This window comes from Bordetella sp. FB-8 (assembly GCF_000382185.1).
In the GTDB taxonomy this organism is placed as follows: Bacteria; Pseudomonadota; Gammaproteobacteria; order Burkholderiales; family Burkholderiaceae_B; genus Bordetella.
In genome coordinates, this window is record NZ_KB907784.1 from 2,955,991 (window position 1) to 2,971,683 (window position 15,693).

16 protein-coding genes and 1 pseudogene are annotated in these 15,693 nt (G+C 61.0%); 8 read left to right on the forward strand and 9 right to left on the reverse strand.

Annotated features, from left to right (window positions below; all coding sequences use genetic code 11):
* Nucleotides 1-39 precede the first annotated feature (39 nt).
* A pseudogene (locus H143_RS22980) lies at nucleotides 40-164 on the reverse strand (type I methionyl aminopeptidase); the annotation flags it as partial.
* Nucleotides 161-373: a ParD-like family protein gene (locus H143_RS0114085; protein ID WP_019938894.1), complete on the reverse strand. Its 213-nt coding sequence runs from the start codon at nucleotides 371-373 to the stop codon at nucleotides 161-163. The gene H143_RS0114085 and the pseudogene H143_RS22980, both read right to left, overlap by 4 nt.
* Before the next feature lie 650 nt (nucleotides 374-1,023).
* Here H143_RS0114085 and H143_RS0114095 point away from each other — a divergent pair.
* The gene (locus H143_RS0114095; protein ID WP_019938896.1) at nucleotides 1,024-1,500 is read left to right on the forward strand and encodes a helix-turn-helix transcriptional regulator; all 477 of its coding nucleotides are present in this window, start codon (nucleotides 1,024-1,026) and stop codon (nucleotides 1,498-1,500) included.
* Nucleotides 1,497-2,774: a type II toxin-antitoxin system HipA family toxin gene (locus H143_RS0114100; protein WP_019938897.1), complete on the forward strand. Its 1,278-nt coding sequence runs from the start codon at nucleotides 1,497-1,499 to the stop codon at nucleotides 2,772-2,774. Before H143_RS0114095 ends, H143_RS0114100 begins: the two co-directional genes overlap by 4 nt.
* Nucleotides 2,775-2,811: 37 nt before the next feature.
* Here the strand turns inward: H143_RS0114100 and mug are convergent, their stop codons facing one another.
* From mug to H143_RS0114115, 3 genes are all read right to left on the reverse strand, one after another.
* Nucleotides 2,812-3,333 (reverse strand): G/U mismatch-specific DNA glycosylase, encoded by a 522-nt coding sequence (gene mug / locus H143_RS0114105; RefSeq protein ID WP_019938898.1) that lies wholly within the window; start codon nucleotides 3,331-3,333, stop codon nucleotides 2,812-2,814.
* A gap of 1 nt (nucleotide 3,334) precedes the next feature.
* Nucleotides 3,335-4,510, reverse strand: coding sequence for an MFS transporter (locus H143_RS0114110; RefSeq protein WP_081627139.1), 1,176 nt, complete (start codon nucleotides 4,508-4,510; stop codon nucleotides 3,335-3,337).
* Nucleotides 4,511-4,706: 196 nt separating this feature from the next.
* A complete protein-coding gene (locus H143_RS0114115; RefSeq protein WP_019938900.1) occupies nucleotides 4,707-5,639 on the reverse strand; it encodes a LysR family transcriptional regulator in 933 nt (310 codons plus the stop codon).
* Between the two features lie 149 nt (nucleotides 5,640-5,788).
* Here H143_RS0114115 and H143_RS0114120 point away from each other — a divergent pair, with 149 nt between their 5' ends.
* On the forward strand, nucleotides 5,789-6,436 hold the full coding sequence (locus H143_RS0114120; RefSeq protein ID WP_019938901.1) for a pyridoxamine 5'-phosphate oxidase family protein: 648 nt from the start codon (nucleotides 5,789-5,791) through the stop codon (nucleotides 6,434-6,436).
* On the opposite strand, the gene H143_RS0114125 is transcribed toward H143_RS0114120, so the two are convergent.
* Nucleotides 6,413-7,297, reverse strand: a complete 885-nt coding sequence (locus H143_RS0114125; RefSeq protein WP_019938902.1) for a LysR family transcriptional regulator — start codon at nucleotides 7,295-7,297, stop codon at nucleotides 6,413-6,415. The two genes, H143_RS0114120 and H143_RS0114125, sit on opposite strands and share 24 nt — an antisense overlap.
* A gap of 121 nt (nucleotides 7,298-7,418) precedes the next feature.
* On the opposite strand from H143_RS0114125, the gene H143_RS0114130 reads away from it, so the two are divergent.
* Nucleotides 7,419-8,351 carry an NADP-dependent oxidoreductase gene (locus H143_RS0114130; RefSeq protein ID WP_019938903.1) on the forward strand — a complete coding sequence of 311 codons (933 nt, stop codon included), beginning with the start codon at nucleotides 7,419-7,421 and terminating at the stop codon, nucleotides 8,349-8,351.
* Between the two features lie 143 nt (nucleotides 8,352-8,494).
* Entirely contained in the window at nucleotides 8,495-9,364 is an 870-nt protein-coding gene (locus H143_RS0114135; protein WP_019938904.1) for an SDR family oxidoreductase, read from the forward strand.
* A gap of 358 nt (nucleotides 9,365-9,722) precedes the next feature.
* On the opposite strand, the gene H143_RS0114145 is transcribed toward H143_RS0114135, so the two are convergent.
* The 3 genes from H143_RS0114145 to H143_RS0114155 form a co-directional block, all read right to left on the reverse strand.
* The gene (locus H143_RS0114145; protein WP_019938906.1) at nucleotides 9,723-10,397 is read right to left on the reverse strand and encodes a MarC family protein; all 675 of its coding nucleotides are present in this window, start codon (nucleotides 10,395-10,397) and stop codon (nucleotides 9,723-9,725) included.
* Between the two features lie 206 nt (nucleotides 10,398-10,603).
* Entirely contained in the window at nucleotides 10,604-11,287 is a 684-nt protein-coding gene (locus H143_RS0114150) for a type 1 glutamine amidotransferase domain-containing protein (RefSeq protein WP_019938907.1), read from the reverse strand.
* A 46-nt stretch (nucleotides 11,288-11,333) separates the two neighbouring features.
* Nucleotides 11,334-12,365 carry an NADP-dependent oxidoreductase gene (locus H143_RS0114155; protein WP_019938908.1) on the reverse strand — a complete coding sequence of 344 codons (1,032 nt, stop codon included), beginning with the start codon at nucleotides 12,363-12,365 and terminating at the stop codon, nucleotides 11,334-11,336.
* 409 nt (nucleotides 12,366-12,774) lie between these two features.
* On the opposite strand from H143_RS0114155, the gene H143_RS0114160 reads away from it, so the two are divergent.
* From H143_RS0114160 to H143_RS0114170, 3 genes are read left to right on the forward strand one after another with little or no spacing between them, the layout of a single operon-like run.
* Entirely contained in the window at nucleotides 12,775-14,157 is a 1,383-nt protein-coding gene (locus tag H143_RS0114160; protein ID WP_019938909.1) for an NAD-dependent succinate-semialdehyde dehydrogenase, read from the forward strand.
* A 26-nt stretch (nucleotides 14,158-14,183) separates the two neighbouring features.
* Nucleotides 14,184-15,323 carry an NAD(P) transhydrogenase subunit alpha gene (locus tag H143_RS0114165; RefSeq protein WP_019938910.1) on the forward strand — a complete coding sequence of 380 codons (1,140 nt, stop codon included), beginning with the start codon at nucleotides 14,184-14,186 and terminating at the stop codon, nucleotides 15,321-15,323.
* Nucleotides 15,324-15,342: 19 nt separating this feature from the next.
* Nucleotides 15,343-15,681 (forward strand): NAD(P) transhydrogenase subunit alpha, encoded by a 339-nt coding sequence (locus tag H143_RS0114170; RefSeq protein ID WP_019938911.1) that lies wholly within the window; start codon nucleotides 15,343-15,345, stop codon nucleotides 15,679-15,681.
* Nucleotides 15,682-15,693: the final 12 nt, after the last annotated feature.

Below are 15,693 nucleotides of genomic sequence, written 5' to 3' on the forward strand. Positions count from 1 at the left end.
ATGGAGCTGTCATATCGCTGTTTCCTTTTTTCACCTACCGACCGGATTGTTGACCTGACTGGTTGACGGCCGATCAAGTTCATCTGATCCAGGTGGCCGGACACATCCTCCAGCAACCAGCCAGACGCTGCCCGTAATGCGATTTCTTCGGGGCGCTTGCTCATGCCGACGTCGCTTTGATGGTTTTCGTCACAACGCCTGCCGCTCGCAATTCTCGCGCAACAATCTCATTGAAACTCTGCGTCGGATTCATTTCGCACAGCATGCCAACCTTGATCCAGAAGGCCGCTTGCGCGTTGATCGACCGGCAAGACACGACGCTCGCTTTGCGCAGTTGATCGTGTAGATCGTCGTCGATGTTCACGATACCCATATTTTTCTCTATATATAATTCATATATGGATCATATATTCATATCGGATTGCCGTGCAAGTGATCGCTGCAGATTCGGCAAAGCGGTTTTCTGACATGCTTTGAATCCGGCAACGCGGCCTTGTTAGAGAGCCGCGAGCGCCTGTTGGCGCGCGTAACGCATTGGTTGGATGCGCCGTTGCGCGCCTTCCTGCAATCCGTCGAGGATGAGAAGCCGGATTTCAATTTGATCGGACTTGCCCATGCGGCCCCGTTGCGGCTGTGCGACGCACGTTGAACCACCTGGCGCAGCGCATGGCGACCAAGCGCGATGCTGTAGTCACCCTTGCCACGGCTCAAGATGTGCGCCGCACCTTACCGGATCGGGATGGTGCTCACTGCCGCGCTCCGCGAAACAAGGGAAGCTCAGTCGAAGGTCTTCACGCCGTCCCAGCGAACCGGGTGGGCCATGGTGAGCAGCGGGCGTCGACGAACGCACGTCAAAATTCTATCGCATCGTCGCCAGACGGTTGGAGCGGGTAGAGTCCTGCACGAAGCCGCCGGCAGAGGCGGGAATGCGTGCCAGAAGCTTGGCCCTCGGAAACCACTGAGTGGGAATAAGAGCATAATATTCTTTCTATTTTTGCCTATTAAAGTAATAATATTATCCTTATGGCTAAAAAAACCGCTCCCTTACTGCCAGGTACCGAGCTGCGCTTGCAGCAGCTCGGGGAGCGTTTACGCTTGGGACGTCTGCGCCGTCGCCTGACCGGCAAGCAGGTCGCGGAACGGGCGGGCATGACGCCAGTCACATTGCGGAGTTTGGAGCGGGGCAGTTCCGGGGTCACGATAGGCGCCTATTTGGCCGTCATGCAGGTATTGGGTGCGGACAAAGACCTGGATCTCCTGCTAAAGGACGACCTACTCGGCCGAAACCTGCAGGATGCAGCTCTGCCAAGGCGATCACGCGCCACAAAGCAAATTGCACCCCCTGCGCCCAAGCGTCCGGCCTCTACGCCTGCTCCCTCCGAAAAGGCCGAACCCTCCGTCGCGGGCAATTGGACGGCTGATGACACGTTCGTCAGCGCAGACAGCCTGGCCTCTCTCATCAAGATTCCCAAGCCGGGCAAGAAGGGGCCGGCGAGATGAACAACGGGCTTATTGCCGTCTATGGAGATTGGGACGGCCTTGCCGAGCCTCTGAGATTAGGCAGGCTTTACACGCACCTCGCTGCCGCCCAGGAAGTCTTCGAATACGAATTCGACGACGAAGTGCTGAATCGGCCAGATATGGCTGGTCTCAAGCTCGACCCGCGGCTCGGCTGGTTCACGGGCCGACAGTATCCGCCACAAGGACAGGAGACGTTTGGCGCATTCAGTGACGCCAGCCCGGATCGATGGGGGCGCCTGTTGATGCGCCGGCGGCTGGAGCGGGCGCAGCGCGCCGGCCGGGCCGACCCCAAGACGCGGCTTTATGAATCGGACTACCTGATGGGCGCTCATGACGCATATCGCGTCGGTGCGCTGCGTTTTCGGCGTGACGACGAAGGCCCGTTCCTGGACGATCAGCACGACATTGCAGCGCCTGCGTTTGTGCAATTGCGCGCGCTAGAGGCCGCAAGCCTGGCCCTCGAGCGCGATGAAGACAATACGGCGAGCGAAGTCGACGTATGGCTGCGCATGCTGATCGCACCCGGCGCTTCATTAGGGGGCGCACGTCCCAAGGCCAGCGTGGTCGATCCAACAGGACACCTCTGGATCGCCAAGTTTCCCAGTGTGCGTGACGACTATGACGTCGGAGCCTGGGAAATGGTGGCGTACACCTTGGCCAATGCCTGTGGGCTTGACGTGCCCGATGCGCTGGTCCGGCGGTTCGGCAGTGCTCACCACACCTTCCTGGTTAAACGGTTCGATCGCACGTTGCAGGGTCGGCGGCGGCACTTTGCTTCCGCGATGAACCTGACCGGCCATCAGGATGGTGATGATGCCTCGACAGGCGCAAGCTACCTGGAAATCGCGCAGGTGTTGATGACCGACGGCGCGAGCACCGATGCCGATTTGCGAGAGCTATGGTCGCGCATTGTCTTCAATCTACTCGTGTCCAATACCGATGACCATCTGCGCAACCACGGTTTTCTGCTGAAACCGGGACAGGGGTGGGCACTTTCTCCAGCATTCGATATGAATCCGGCACCCCGCGCCCACGGACTGAAGCTCAATATCAGCGAGTCGGACAACGCGATGGATCTGGAATTGGCGCAGTCCGTTGCGCCTTACTTCAGAGTTTCCGTTGAGCAGGCCGAAGAAATTATTTCGAACCAGATTCATGTTGTTTCGCAGTGGCAGACGATCGCCGATTCTCTTTCAATCTCCCACAGAGAACAGCAGCAAATGGAAGCTGCCTTTCGTCTTGCCTGTTTTTGAGTTCTCGACGATCGCCCACCTTCAGCGATTGCCGGATTCAGCGCATGCACAGTGCAGTAATGCGCAATTGCCGATAAGCAGCCACCAGCGCATCGAGGTCGAATGCCCGATTCAATCCGCTTGGATTGGGCAAGACCCATGCGCGCGCACCGCCAAACGGTTTTGCTTGCGGTCCCCACTCGATGTCGGGCGTGCCGCAAATCGCCGACAGTGCCATCTTTCCGAGGAAAGCGACGTACCGTGGCGCGTACAGCTCGATCTTGCGCCGCAGAGCATCCCCGGCCCGTTCGAGTTCCGAGCGCGAAAGCTCGGCAGCCCGCGCGGTCGGTCGTGGGGCCGCGGTGGTAAGACCGCAGCCATATCGAAGAACCGTGTGATCGTCTTCGGGACGGATCTGCTCGGGGGTGAAACCTGCACGATGCAGGACTTGCCAGAACCGGTTGTTTCTGCCTTCAAAGTGATGGCCCGTCGACGCCGCGCGCAGGCCGGGATTGATTCCGCAAAATACGACCGACAGGCCCGGTTCGAGCAGGTCGGCAAGAGATGGGCAGGTGTCCACGTTATTCTGGCCTGAAGCCGGCGGTATCCCAACCCGCGGCGCCCCGAGTGCGGCCAGGCGCGCCTATCCAGTGAATTGCGCAGGCGACAAGCCCGAGTGCGATACCGAAGACGACGATGCCGGTCCAGCCGAAGCGGGCCATCAGCCAGCCGCTGGCTATTGTGCCGACGGCGCCGCCAAAGAACGTGGCGGTCATGTAGAGGCTGTTGATGCGGCCCTGTGCTGACGGATCGACGGCAAAGGCGCGGGTCTGGTTGGATACCAGGCCGGCTTGCACGCCGATGTCGAGCACAATGACGCCGAGCACCAGAAAAGCCAGAGACACGTTCGCGCCGTAGAGCAGCAGATAAGCCAGCGTGACGATACCGATGCTGGCTCCAACCACGGCGCGGGTCCCGATCCGATCGGAGGCACGGCCGCCGAGTGACGCGGCAAGCGCACCCGCCGCGCCGATGAGACCGAAGCCTCCCGCCCACGCGCTGCCCAGATGCCACGGCCCATCGGCAAGGAGCGCCGCCAGGTTGACCCAGAAAGCATTGAAGCAGGCCCACAGCAGCGCCTGAATGATCATCGATTCGCGAATCGGACGATGATCCCGCGCCAATGGCCAAAGCGAAGCGAGCAGTCGGCCATAGGAGAGTGTCGTGGAGGGCACGCCCCGTGGCAGGAGCAAGGCGGCGGCGACAAAGACCGGCACCATGAATGCCGCTTCGAGGCCGTAGACCGCGCGCCAGCCGTATGCCGCGCCGACTGCGCCGGCGATCGTGCGGCCGAGCAGGATGCCGACCATGATGCCGCTGACGACCGTTCCGACCGAACGTCCCCGCTCTGTCGGCCGTGACATGACGGCTGCGAAGGGCACGAGTTGCTGCGGCACGCAACTGACGATGCCAAGACCGAAAGAAGCCGCGATCAGCGTCCAGATGCCGGGTGCGACGGCCGCCGCCGCCGCGAAGACGAAGGCAAGCGCGATCTGGCCGAGCACGAGCTTGCGCCGATCGAAGCGGTCGCCAAGCGGCAACAGCAACGCCAGTCCGGTCGAAAAACCGAGCAGCGCTGCCGCGGCGACAAAATCGACCTTTGTCACGTCGACCCTCAAGCCTGCCTTGATCAACGGCAAGATAGGCTGGGTGCAATAGATGTTGGTGATCACCGCGCCGGCGATGATCGCCATCATGAGGATCTTGCCGCGCGATGCGATCGCGGGCGCGGTTGGGCTATCGGGTGTGGTGGTGGGGGCGCGCACGGGATTCTCCTTTTATCTCAATCTCTCCGATACTTGCAGCGGCATGCTGCGACTCGGGGCTTGATTACGAACCTTACGCGCTTGCATTTATAAAGAGAATCCGACTTTATTGAGAATAATTATTCCATTATTTGGTAGGGCTGGTCTGCGTGGAACTGATACCACCGAGTAGCTGTTTGAGGCGTGGCACGGCAAAATCGAGGAAGCGGCGCATTTTCAACGGCATCTGCCCACGCGCTACGTGGACAAGATGAACGGGAGCCGGTTGTGGCTCATACGCCTCGAAAAAGATTTGCAGCTCACCGCGCTCGATGGCTTGTGCCGCTTGGTAATGCAATAACCGGACGATGCCGACCTTGCGGATTGCCGCCTGGGCTGCGGCTTCCGCGGTCGTGACGGTCAAGCGCGGCAGGATGGGCACGTCGATCGCAGTGCCCGATCGTGGATTGCGAAAGCGCCAGGATGGCGAAGGCATGGGGGTATCCACGGTTACGCAGGGAAGACGCAGCAAATCATCGGGGGTCTGCGGCGTACCACGATCGGCAAGGAGCGCGGGGCTGGCGCACGTCACTGTCCGCATCACGCCGATTTGTGTTGCCACCATCGAGCTGTCGGGCAGCGCCCCGATGCGTACCGCCATGTCCACGTGGTCGCCGATGAGATCCACGTTGCGGTCGGACAAAATGAGCCGGATGTTGATTTCGGGGAAAGCCGCCAGGAAATCGGCGACAACGGGCAACACATGCAGGCGCCCGAACATAAGCGGCGCGGTCACGACCAATTCACCCTTGGGCTCGGTGAACTCACCGGCCGCTTCGCGCTCGGCCTCGTCGACCTCTTCAAGGATGCGGCGCGCCGCCGCAACGTAGGCGATACCGGCATCCGTGAGCGTGAGCTTGCGTGTCGTGCGGATCAGCAGCCGGGTGCCGAGCAGTGCTTCCAGGTCGGAAAGCTTGCGGCTGAGGGTGGCCAGCGGCACCTGCAAATCCCGTCCCGCCGCGGACAGGCTGCCTTTCTCCGTTACCGCCACCAGCATCGACATGGCTTCCAGACGGTCCAATTCAGTCTTCCAATAATTGGTGGATACATTCTTTATTTTAAGTAATTATCAATAAGGATGGAAAGGAACATGATTCGTCTGACCCAGGGTTTTTTAGCGTTGTCAGGCCCTGGTCAATTCCGATTCAATGTCAGCAATGGAGGCCCATCATGTCGTATGGTTTTCTCGATATCGCCGTAACGCCCAGCGTCAGGGCTGTGCAGGCCAAGATGGGCGTCGATCACCTCTGGCAGGACTTCAAAGGGCATCGCGACTTTGATCGATTCACCGAGCGCGAAGCCGCTTTCATCGCCGAGCGCGACAGTTTCTACCTTGCAACGGTTTCGGAAACGGGCTGGCCCTACGTTCAGCACCGCGGCGGTCCACGCGGTTTTTTCAAGCTGGTCGACGATCGGACGCTCGCTTTTGCCGACTATCGCGGCAATCGCCAATACATCAGCACCGGCAATCTTGCCGCCGACGGCCGTGTCTGCCTGTTTCTTATGGACTACGTCCACCGCGCCCGGCTCAAGGTCTACGCGCACGCAGAAATCCTTGCGCTCGATGACGCCCCGGCGCTGACCGCGCTTGTTACCGTGCCCGACTACAAAGCCACACTCGAACGCGTCTTTCGGTTGCGCCTGGAAACGTTCGACTGGAATTGCCCGCAGCACATCACACCGCGATTCACCGAGCAGGAAATCACCGAGGCGGTTCGGCCGCTGCGCGATCGCCTGGCTCGACTCGAAACCGAAAACGCCGAGTTGCGTGCGCGTCTTGTTGTGCGCCGCACCTTACCGGATCGGGATGGTGAATGATCCATTCGGGTACTGGTTGCACATGAACTCCACGAAGGCCCGAACCTTGGGGCTCTGCAAACGGCGAGACGTGTGCAGAACCCAAAGCTCGACTTCGTCGCCGGCAATGCCCCACGTCACCAGTTCGCCCTTTTCCAGCAGGCTTGCGATGATGGACTGCGGCACCATGGCCGCCCCTGCGCCGGCAGCGATGGCATCGCGGACCATCAAGAGTGACGACAGGCGTAGAACGGGTTGCGGTTCAACGGTGAATTGCCCATTGCGCACAGTCCATACATCGCCGTCGCGGTAGGTCGGCATGACGACTGCCGGAACCTTGAATGGCTTGTCGCGCCGACCTTTGGGCATTTGAACCGATGGTGCGGCGGCAAGAACCAACCTGTCTTTGGCAAAGCACCTGCCGACCAGCACACTGTCCTTGCGCGGATTGATGCGGATGGCGACATCGAAATGTTCGTCAACGAGATTGACCATGCGATCCTCGGCCACGGCTTCGATCTCGACGTCGGGATAGATCACCCGGAACCTGGCGGCAAGCAGCCCCAGTGCCGTCTGCGAAAACAGCAGCGGTGCCGCGATACGCAGACGGCCTCGCGGCGTGGCAAGACCATCCCGTGCCGCGGCTACCGCGTCGGCGACCTCGTGCATCGGTCCCTCTGTTCTGCTGAGCAATAGTTGACCGGCTTCGGTCAATGCCAGGCTATGCGCGCCTCGCTCGATGAGTCGAATCCCCAGTGCTTCTTCGAGATCGGCGACGCGACGCGATAGGGTCGCCTTGGGCCGGCCGCTGGCGCGGCTGGCTCTTCCAAAGCCGCCGTGCATGGCCACCAGTTGAAAGTCTTCGAGGGCATTGAGATCCATGGTGTCTCATTATTGATCCAAACCGTCTATATTTTAGAGTCTTTGTTTTGAATATGGAACTGCGTATTGTTTGGTTGTGCGCCATTTGTCGCGCCCAAACTATCCCTCAAAGGAGTTTCATATGAACAACGTTCGCGCATTGGTACTTACCGAATTTGGCGGCCCGAGCGCCGCCCAGGTTTCCTCAGTCGCGGCACCGACAGCAGGTGCAGGCCAGGTGCGGGTCCGCGTCCATGCCGCGGGCGTCAATGGGCTGGACTGGAAGGTCCGCGAGGGCTATGTCCGCGACGCCTATCCGCTGCAACTGCCCACCGTTCTGGGCATTGAACTGGCCGGCGTTGTCGACGCCGTAGGCCCGGGTGTTAGCGGGCTGCGCAAGGGCGACCGCGTGATGGGGCCGCTGGGCGGCATGGGCGCCTACGCTGACTTGGTGGCGGTCAATGCGGCCAATCTCAGTTTGGTGCCCGACTCGCTGGACTTCGTGGCGGCGGCCGCCTTGCCGGTCGCTTCGGTGGCCGCGTGGCAAAGCCTGAATCTCGCCGGCCCGATCCATGCCGGTCAGCGCATCCTGATCCAGGGTGCGTCCGGCGGCCTGGGCGGATTCGCGGTGCAGTACGCGCATCAGGCCGGTGCCGTGGTGTTTGCCACGGCCCTGAGCAAGCACGCCGACTACGTCCGCAGCCTGGGCGCGGATCACGTCATTGCCTACGACAAGGAGCAGTTCGAGGCCACGGCGAGCGACATCGACCTGGTGCTCGACTACGTCGGCGGCGAAGTGCTGAACCGCTCGTGGTCCGTGCTCGCCGACGATGGCGTCATCGTCAGCACCGCTTCGCCCGCCATTCTGGCAAGCACCCCTGCGGGGCGCCGCGGCCTCTGGTTCGTGAACACGCCGGAGGCTGCGCGACTGCAAGCGATCGCCGACGACGTGGTACATGGGCGCTTGCAGTCCAAGGTCGCGGCCGTTGTGCGCTTTGACGAGCTTTCCGAGGCGATCGAACTCAATCGGACCCAGCCGCAGGTCGGCAAGACCATTGTGGATTTTTCCCGCTGAATCAACTTTCCACAGCGGGGGCAGCGCATGGGCACCGCGAACCGGCGATCTGTGAACGGATCAGAGGCGCGCTGATTCGCGACCTTCATCGCGCCCTTCAAATTTAGACAAGCAAATCAATCCTGGACCAAGGAGTAATCATCATGACCATTCTCGTTACTGGCGCTACCGGCGCTGTCGGCGGCCAAGTCGTCGAACAACTCGCCAAGCGCGGCGCCGATGTTCGCGCGCTTGTCCGCGATCCCTCTAAAGCGAACTTTCCGGTGGGCGTCGGCGTCGTCCAGGGCGACCTGCTCGACGTCGATTCTTTGCGCAGCGCTTACTCAGGCGTCTCGACACTGTTCCTGCTCAACGCGGTGGTGCCCGACGAATACACCCAAGCGCTGATCGCGCTCAACGTCGCCCGTGAGGCCGGCATCGAGCGGATCGTCTATCTGTCGGTGATTCACAGCGACCTCTACGTGAACGTACCGCACTTCGCGGGCAAGTTTGGCGTTGAGCGCATGATCGAGAAGATGGGGTTCAACGCTACCATCCTGCGCCCCGCCTACTTCATCACCAACGACATAACGATCAAGGACGTGGTGACCGGATATGGCGTCTATCCCATGCCGATCGGCAGCAAGGGTCTGGCGATGGTCGACCCGCGCGACGTCGGCGAAATCGCGGCCATCGAGCTCATCGGCCGCGAGCAAGCTGCTGGCCCGCTTGCCCTCGACCGAATCAACCTCGTCGGTCCCGATACGCTGACCGGCGCGGATGTCGCCTCGATTTGGACGCAAGTCCTGGGTCGCCCGATCGCCTATGCGGGCGATGACACCGCCGGGTTCGAAAAGAACCTGCGGCAGTTCATGCCGAGCTGGATGGCCTTTGACATGCGCCTGATGAGCGAGCGTTTCCTCACCGACGGAATGATCCCTGAAACCGGCGATGTGCAGCGGCTGACCGCGCTCCTGGGGCGCCCACTTCGCTCCTACCGCGACTTCGTTTCCGAGATCGCGACCTCGGCCTGACTGCACAGGGTCGGCTCTGATCACTCCAAGGAGCAAAAACGGCGGGACTGCCTCCCCAGGACGCGTCCCGACCAGGAAGCTGCGGCTCGGGCCGTTGCCGAAAACCGATGTAGATGCCAGCAGGCGCGTGGGCGCTGCCCACCGACACCATCGAAGGCCTGGCTGGCCGGTTGCTTGTCGAAGGCAAGGCTGCCGCCGTCATCGAGGCCAAGTGAGGCGATGCCACCCTGCGCGGTGTGGCCAGGCAATTGGCCTTGCATGGCGAGCGAAACGTGATTGTCCGTATTGCGCCTGGCATTAGGGGAGAGTCGGGGCCTCATATCAATCGCTCCAGTTCGACCCTACGAATGGGACCGAGCTAGCCGTGAACGCCCACTTCCATCAGCAGAGACTTGATTCCATTCCAGCAGATCCCCACGCCGATGCACAACATCATGAACGCGGAAAGTCGTATCAGCACCGTTGTACCGGTGTCTCCGATCCACTTGCTGACTCGGTGAGCATAGCGATACGTCAGCAGAATGGTTAGTGCAATGACCGCGGCGCCAACGATGTCTGCAAGCAGCTGGATGACAGTGTGTTTGAGCGTGTCCGAGTGAAAGGCGCCGACGGTAATCGCAACGGAGATGACGCCGGCATCGATTGTCATGGGCAGCGTCAGCGGGGTAATTGCCCGTCCAAGCGCGATGATTTTGGCATGATGTTGGTCAGGTTTCACCTCGCCCGCCTTCGGCATATCGCCTAGAACCTTCCATGCCAGCGCGCACACAATGGCTCCTCCAGCCACTTGCACCACGGGTATCGAAATGCCGAATACGGCAAGCACGAAAGAGCCGAGCAACAACGACCCGAGTACAAAAATGAACGAGTAGAACGCGATGCGCTTGGCCAGGAAGGCGCGGGTTTCTTCATCGCAGCCGGGCGTCATCTTCAGGAATATCGGCGCATCGCCCAATGGATTCACCACGGGCAGGACAGCGCCGAGAATCAGCAGAACTGCCCCGCTAAGTTGTACCAAGTCAGGCCAGATCATGGCGTTCCGGCAATAGACACCGGATCTTCGCTTTTTCGGGGAGGCGAATTTTCGACAGAAAACGGCTGCCCCTGTACCTGGGGCGCCGATGGCCTGCATGAGGGAAAGGAGCGGATCTTTCCGCGGATACGCTGGCCGGGCCGCGGGTGATTCCTCCCCCCTTGATCAGTCGAGTGCATTCGCGTTGGCGACGGTCATGGGCTGATCTACGCGGTGCGCAGTGCGGCCAGCAGCGCCTTGGCCGCGGGCTCGGACGAGGCCGGGTTCTGGCCCGTGATCAGCAGGCCATCGACCACCACATGCGGTTGCCAGTCGGCCGCCTTGGTGAAATGCGCGCCGTGCTCCTTGAGCATGTCTTCCACCAGGAACGGCACGACCTTGGACAGTCCGGCGGCCGCTTCCTCGGTGTTGGTAAAGCCGGTGACGTTTTTGCCTTTCACCAGCGGCTTGCCCTCGGGCGACCGCGCCTGTCGCAGCACGCCGGGTGCGTGGCATACGGCCGCGACCGGCTTGCCCGCGGCGATCATCGCGTCGATCAGCGCGATTGACGCGGCGTCTTGGGCCAGGTCCCACAAAGGACCGTGCCCGCCGGGATAGAACACGGCGTCGAAGTGGCTCGCCTGCAACGTCGATAATTTTACCGTCGCGGCCAACGCCGACTGCGCGTCTTTGTCGGCCTTGAAGCGGCGCGTGGCATCGGTTTGCGAGGCCGCGTCGTCGCTCTTGGGGTCGAGCGGCGGCTGGCCGCCCAACGGCGAGGCCAATGTGAGCGTGGCGCCCGCGTCCGCAAACACATAGTAGGGCGCTGCGAACTCTTCGAGCCAGAAGCCGGTTTTCTTGCCCGTGTTGCCGAGCTGATCGTGGGAGGTGAGGACCATCAGGATGTTCATGGGAGTTCGCCTGGGTGAGGTGGAAAATGGGTTCATGCGTGTTTTATTATCGCGTAAGCTGAATGACCAGCTTGCCGAAGTTTTTGCCTTCGAGCAGACCGATAAAGGCCGCGGGCGCGTTCTCCAGACCGAAGACAATGTCTTCCCGGACCTTGACTTTGTGTTCCTGCACCCACGCGCGCATCGTGTCGGCGAACTCGCTCCAGCGCGAGGCGTAATCGTCGAAGATGATGAAACCCTGCATCTTGATGCGCTTGCGCAGCAGCGTGCCGACAAGCAGGCCCAGCCTGTCCGGACCCGGCGGCAGCTCGGTGGCGTTGTATGCCGCGATCAGGCCGCAAACCGGCACGCGCGCCTTGGTGTTCAGCAGCGGCAGCACGGCATCGAAGACAGCACCGCCGACGTTCTCGAAGTAGACGTCGATGCCTTTGGGACACGCTGCAGCCAACTGGCCTGGAAAGTCGGCGGCGCGATGGTCGATGCAGAAGTCTATGCCCAGTTCGTTGACCACATACCGGCACTTTTCTTCTCCCCCCGCGATGCCGACCACGTTGCAGCCTTTGATCTTGGCGATCTGGCCGACCACGGAACCCACTGCACCGCTCGCCGCCGCGACGACGACGGTTTCCCCCGCCGCTGGACGGCCGATGTCCAGTAGGCCCATGAAGGCTGTAAAGCCGGGCATGCCCAGCACGCCCAGCGCATGTGAGGGATGGGTATCGTTGTGCGACAGCGTCGTCAAGTCCTTGCCGTCGGACAGTGCGTAGTCCTGCCAACCTGAGTAGCCCAGCACCAGATCGCCAACGCCGAAGGCATCGTGTCGGGACATCTCGACTCGGCAGACCGTGGCGCCCACCATGACATCGCCTATGCCTACCGGCGCGGCATACGACGGCTCCTCGCTCATTCGGCCGCGCATATAAGGGTCCAATGAAAGGTAGAGCGTGCGCAGCAGGAGCTGGCCGGTTTGCGGCTCGGGCACAGGAGCACGTTCGAGACGGAAGTTCTGCGCGGTGGGCGCGCCGCGCGGCCTGGTGCTTAGAACGATGCGGCGGTTGACGGTGGTGTTTTGCGACATGGGGATCGACCTTGGTCTCGAGGGGCGGTGGGCGCTGCTTACTCGTCAGTGTTGCACTCAACGTAGGTAAGTCACCCTAGCCGCAAAAGCGCTCTCTGTCTGTGCGCTAGCACACACTCGTATCCAGGCAGCGTCAAGCGATACCGAGCCGTATTGCTGCGAGTCGGCCCATCAGGCCCGGCAACATCCGCTGCACCGTATTTGCCGAGTTGTTCGGCGGCGAGGCGCGCGGGCGCTTTTGAAACACTTCTTTGCATCTTGCCGCAACGTTATGTGCGCTAAGGAACAGACCCATCCGGACGATGAACGCAGAGTTTAGTCAACGGATCGCATCGCATACCGGATAGCGATGAGCATCTCTTTTTCGGCTGCTACACGTGCTATTGAATTTTAAATAGGGATTTGGATCATGGCCTACAAAAGCGTCAACCCCAACAACGGAAAGACCCTGAAGACGTTCGAGGAGATCAGTGATGCGCAGCTTGAAAAAAAGCTCGCTGCTGCTCATGCTTGCTTTCAGACTTGGAAGAACACTGGCTACAAGGAGCGCGCCGCCATTGTCGCCAAGGCCGCCAAGCTCATGCACGCCCATGTCGATGACTTTGCCAAACTCGCTACGCTGGAGATGGGAAAACGCATTGACGAAGCACGCGGCGAAGTAAAATTTAGCGGCGACATACTCCAGTACTACGCAAAGAACGCAGAAAAATTCCTCGCCCCGGAAAAGCTCAACCCCGAGCATGGCGAGGCCCATATGGAAAGCAGCCCGATCGGCGTAATTTTCTGCGTCGAGCCATGGAACTTTCCTTATTACCAACTGGCTCGCGTGGCTGGCCCGCATCTGATGGCAGGCAACGTTCTGGTGGTCAAGCATTCCAGTAACGTGCCCCAGTGCGCCATCGCCTTCGAGAAGCTGCTGATGGATGCGGGTGCCCCGCAGGGGCTCTACACAAATCTTCTGATCTCGCATGAGCAGGCGAACAGGGTCATCGACGACCCGCGCGTCAAGGGCGTGGCCCTGACCGGCAGCGTTGCCGCCGGCCGCAGCGTTGCCGCTCGCGCAGGTCAGATCCTCAAGCCATCCTCGATGGAACTGGGCGGCAGCGATGCCTTCATCGTGCTTGACGATGCCGATCTCGACAAGACGATCCCGTGGGCCGTGTGGGGTCGCATGTACAACCAGGGTCAGACCTGCTGCGCATCCAAGCGTTTCATCGTGCTCGATTCGATCGCCGACAAATTCATCGAGAAGTTCCAGGCGGCACTTGCCCTTCAGCAGCCCGGTGATCCCATGGACGAGAAGACGACCAAGGGTCCGATGTCGCAGGAAGTCGCGCTGACTGACCTGCTCAAGCAGGTCGACGGTGCCGTGGAGCACGGTGCGAAGTTACTGATGGGCGGCAAACGCATTGATCGTCCCGGCTCGTTCATGGAGACGACGATACTGACTGACATCGCGCCAGACAACCCGGCATTTCGCGCTGAATTCTTCGGGCCTGTCGCCCTATTTTTCCGCGTCAAGGACGAGGCGGCCGCCATCGCACTGGCCAACGACTCGGACTTTGGCCTTGGCGGATCGGTGTTTACCAAGAATACGGCGCGCGGCAAGCGTGTTGCCAGTCAGGTGGTCACTGGGATGATGTTCATCAACAACATCGACTGGGCCGATGCCGAGCTGCCGTTCGGTGGCGTCAAGGACTCCGGCTACGGCCGCGAACTCGGCGACATGGGCATCCAGCAGTTTGTGAACAAGAAGCTGGTTCGCGTCAATTCGGTCGACGCGCCAGCGTAGACAGAACCGCAAGGCGGGAGCCGCTTATGTACATCAATATTGCCATACTCAAGGAGACCCGGCCCCATGAACGACGGGTGGCACTGGTGCCTTCCGTGGCCTCCAGACTGGTCAAGCTGGGCGCCCGGCTGCATATGCAGTCGGGCGCCGCGGACGCGATCAAACTGAATGATGCCGCGTTCGCGGATGTCGTCTTTATGGACGATCGCAAGGAACTGGTCAAAGACGCCGATGTCGTGCTCGCCGTGCAGCCTCCAGCCTTGGACGTGGTCAGTGAAATGAAGGAGGGGGCGATCCTCATTTGTTTCATCTATGCAGGCAAAGAGCCGGCTCTGGTGCAACGCTTGCTGGATCGGAAAATCACCTGTTTCGCGATGGATCGTATCCCACGCATCACGCGGGCGCAGTCAATGGACGCCTTGTCGAGCCAGTCCGCCTTGGCTGGGTACTACGCCGTGCAACTGGGCGCGACCCATCTTGCCCGCATCTTGCCGAAAATCACGACGGCGGCCGGCGCCATCGGGCCGGCCAAAGTCCTGGTCATGGGACTCGGCGTCGCCGGGCTGGAGGCAATCGCCACGGCGCATCGCCTCGGTGCCGTGGTCGAGGGCTACGACGTGCGCCCGGAAACCGAGGAACAGGCATTGTCCCTTGGAGCGAAGTTCGTCGATACCGGCGTCGACGCAAGCGGAAAGGGCGGCTATGCACGCGAGCTCAGTGCCCAGGAGAAGGCCAAGGTCGCTGCTGTCTTGACCGAGCATATCCAGGCCGCCGACCTCATCATCACCACAGCCGCCGTTCCGGGCAAGCCATCCCCCAAGCTCATCAGCCAAGCACAGGTCGCGGGCATGAAAGCCGGCGCCGTGATTGTCGATCTCTCGGCCGAGGGCGGCGGCAATTGCGAGGACACGCGGCCCGGTGAGACAGCGCAGATCGGCCCGGTGACAATCGTTGCGCCACTGAACATGCCCTCGCTGCTTGGCGAGGATGCCAGCGAGCTCTATGCCAAAAACCAGTACAACCTGCTGGCGCTAATCATGAAAGACAACGTTATCCAGATCGACTGGGGCGACGAAATTCTTGCCGGCACGGTGCTCACTCATGCCGGCGAAAACAAGGCGGAAAACAAGGTTGCGCCCAAGCAGGGCGAGTCGACAGCAGCGTGAACCAAGAAGGGGAAAAGCCATGGATTTCCAGATCGCCATTACCGGATTCGTCGCGTTGTACGTCTTCATGCTGGCAGCTTTCGCCGGCTGGGTCATTATCGGCGGTGTGCCGGCCATCTTGCACACCCCCCTGATGTCGGGCTCCAACTTTGTGCACGGCATTGTCGTGGTCGGCGGAATTTTTGCGCTGCTCAATGCGGTAACGGTGCAGGAGCAGGTCATCGGCTTTTTCGCGGTGCTGCTCGGAGCGGGCAATGCTGCCGGCGGGTATGCCGTTACCGATCGCATGCTCGCTATGTTCCAGCCTAGCGTCGCCAGCCACAAACACGCGCGCTCCACGCGCGCCAAGAAGGGTTAAGGCACCGATATG

Bases quoted from the DNA above. Each gene is read 5' to 3' on its own strand.
- H143_RS0114085 (WP_019938894.1), bottom strand. From the start codon at position 373: ATGGGTATCGTGAACATCGACGACGATCTACACGATCAACTGCGCAAA.
- H143_RS0114095 (WP_019938896.1), top strand. From the start codon at position 1,024: ATGGCTAAAAAAACCGCTCCCTTACTGCCAGGTACCGAGCTGCGCTTG.
- H143_RS0114100 (WP_019938897.1), top strand. From the start codon at position 1,497: ATGAACAACGGGCTTATTGCCGTCTATGGAGATTGGGACGGCCTTGCC.
- H143_RS0114110 (WP_081627139.1), bottom strand. From the start codon at position 4,510: ATGATGGCGATCATCGCCGGCGCGGTGATCACCAACATCTATTGCACC.
- H143_RS0114120 (WP_019938901.1), top strand. From the start codon at position 5,789: ATGTCGTATGGTTTTCTCGATATCGCCGTAACGCCCAGCGTCAGGGCT.
- H143_RS0114125 (WP_019938902.1), bottom strand. From the start codon at position 7,297: ATGGATCTCAATGCCCTCGAAGACTTTCAACTGGTGGCCATGCACGGC.
- H143_RS0114130 (WP_019938903.1), top strand. From the start codon at position 7,419: ATGAACAACGTTCGCGCATTGGTACTTACCGAATTTGGCGGCCCGAGC.
- H143_RS0114135 (WP_019938904.1), top strand. From the start codon at position 8,495: ATGACCATTCTCGTTACTGGCGCTACCGGCGCTGTCGGCGGCCAAGTC.
- H143_RS0114145 (WP_019938906.1), bottom strand. From the start codon at position 10,397: ATGATCTGGCCTGACTTGGTACAACTTAGCGGGGCAGTTCTGCTGATT.
- H143_RS0114150 (WP_019938907.1), bottom strand. From the start codon at position 11,287: ATGAACATCCTGATGGTCCTCACCTCCCACGATCAGCTCGGCAACACG.
- H143_RS0114155 (WP_019938908.1), bottom strand. From the start codon at position 12,365: ATGTCGCAAAACACCACCGTCAACCGCCGCATCGTTCTAAGCACCAGG.
- H143_RS0114160 (WP_019938909.1), top strand. From the start codon at position 12,775: ATGGCCTACAAAAGCGTCAACCCCAACAACGGAAAGACCCTGAAGACG.
- H143_RS0114165 (WP_019938910.1), top strand. From the start codon at position 14,184: ATGTACATCAATATTGCCATACTCAAGGAGACCCGGCCCCATGAACGA.
- H143_RS0114170 (WP_019938911.1), top strand. From the start codon at position 15,343: ATGGATTTCCAGATCGCCATTACCGGATTCGTCGCGTTGTACGTCTTC.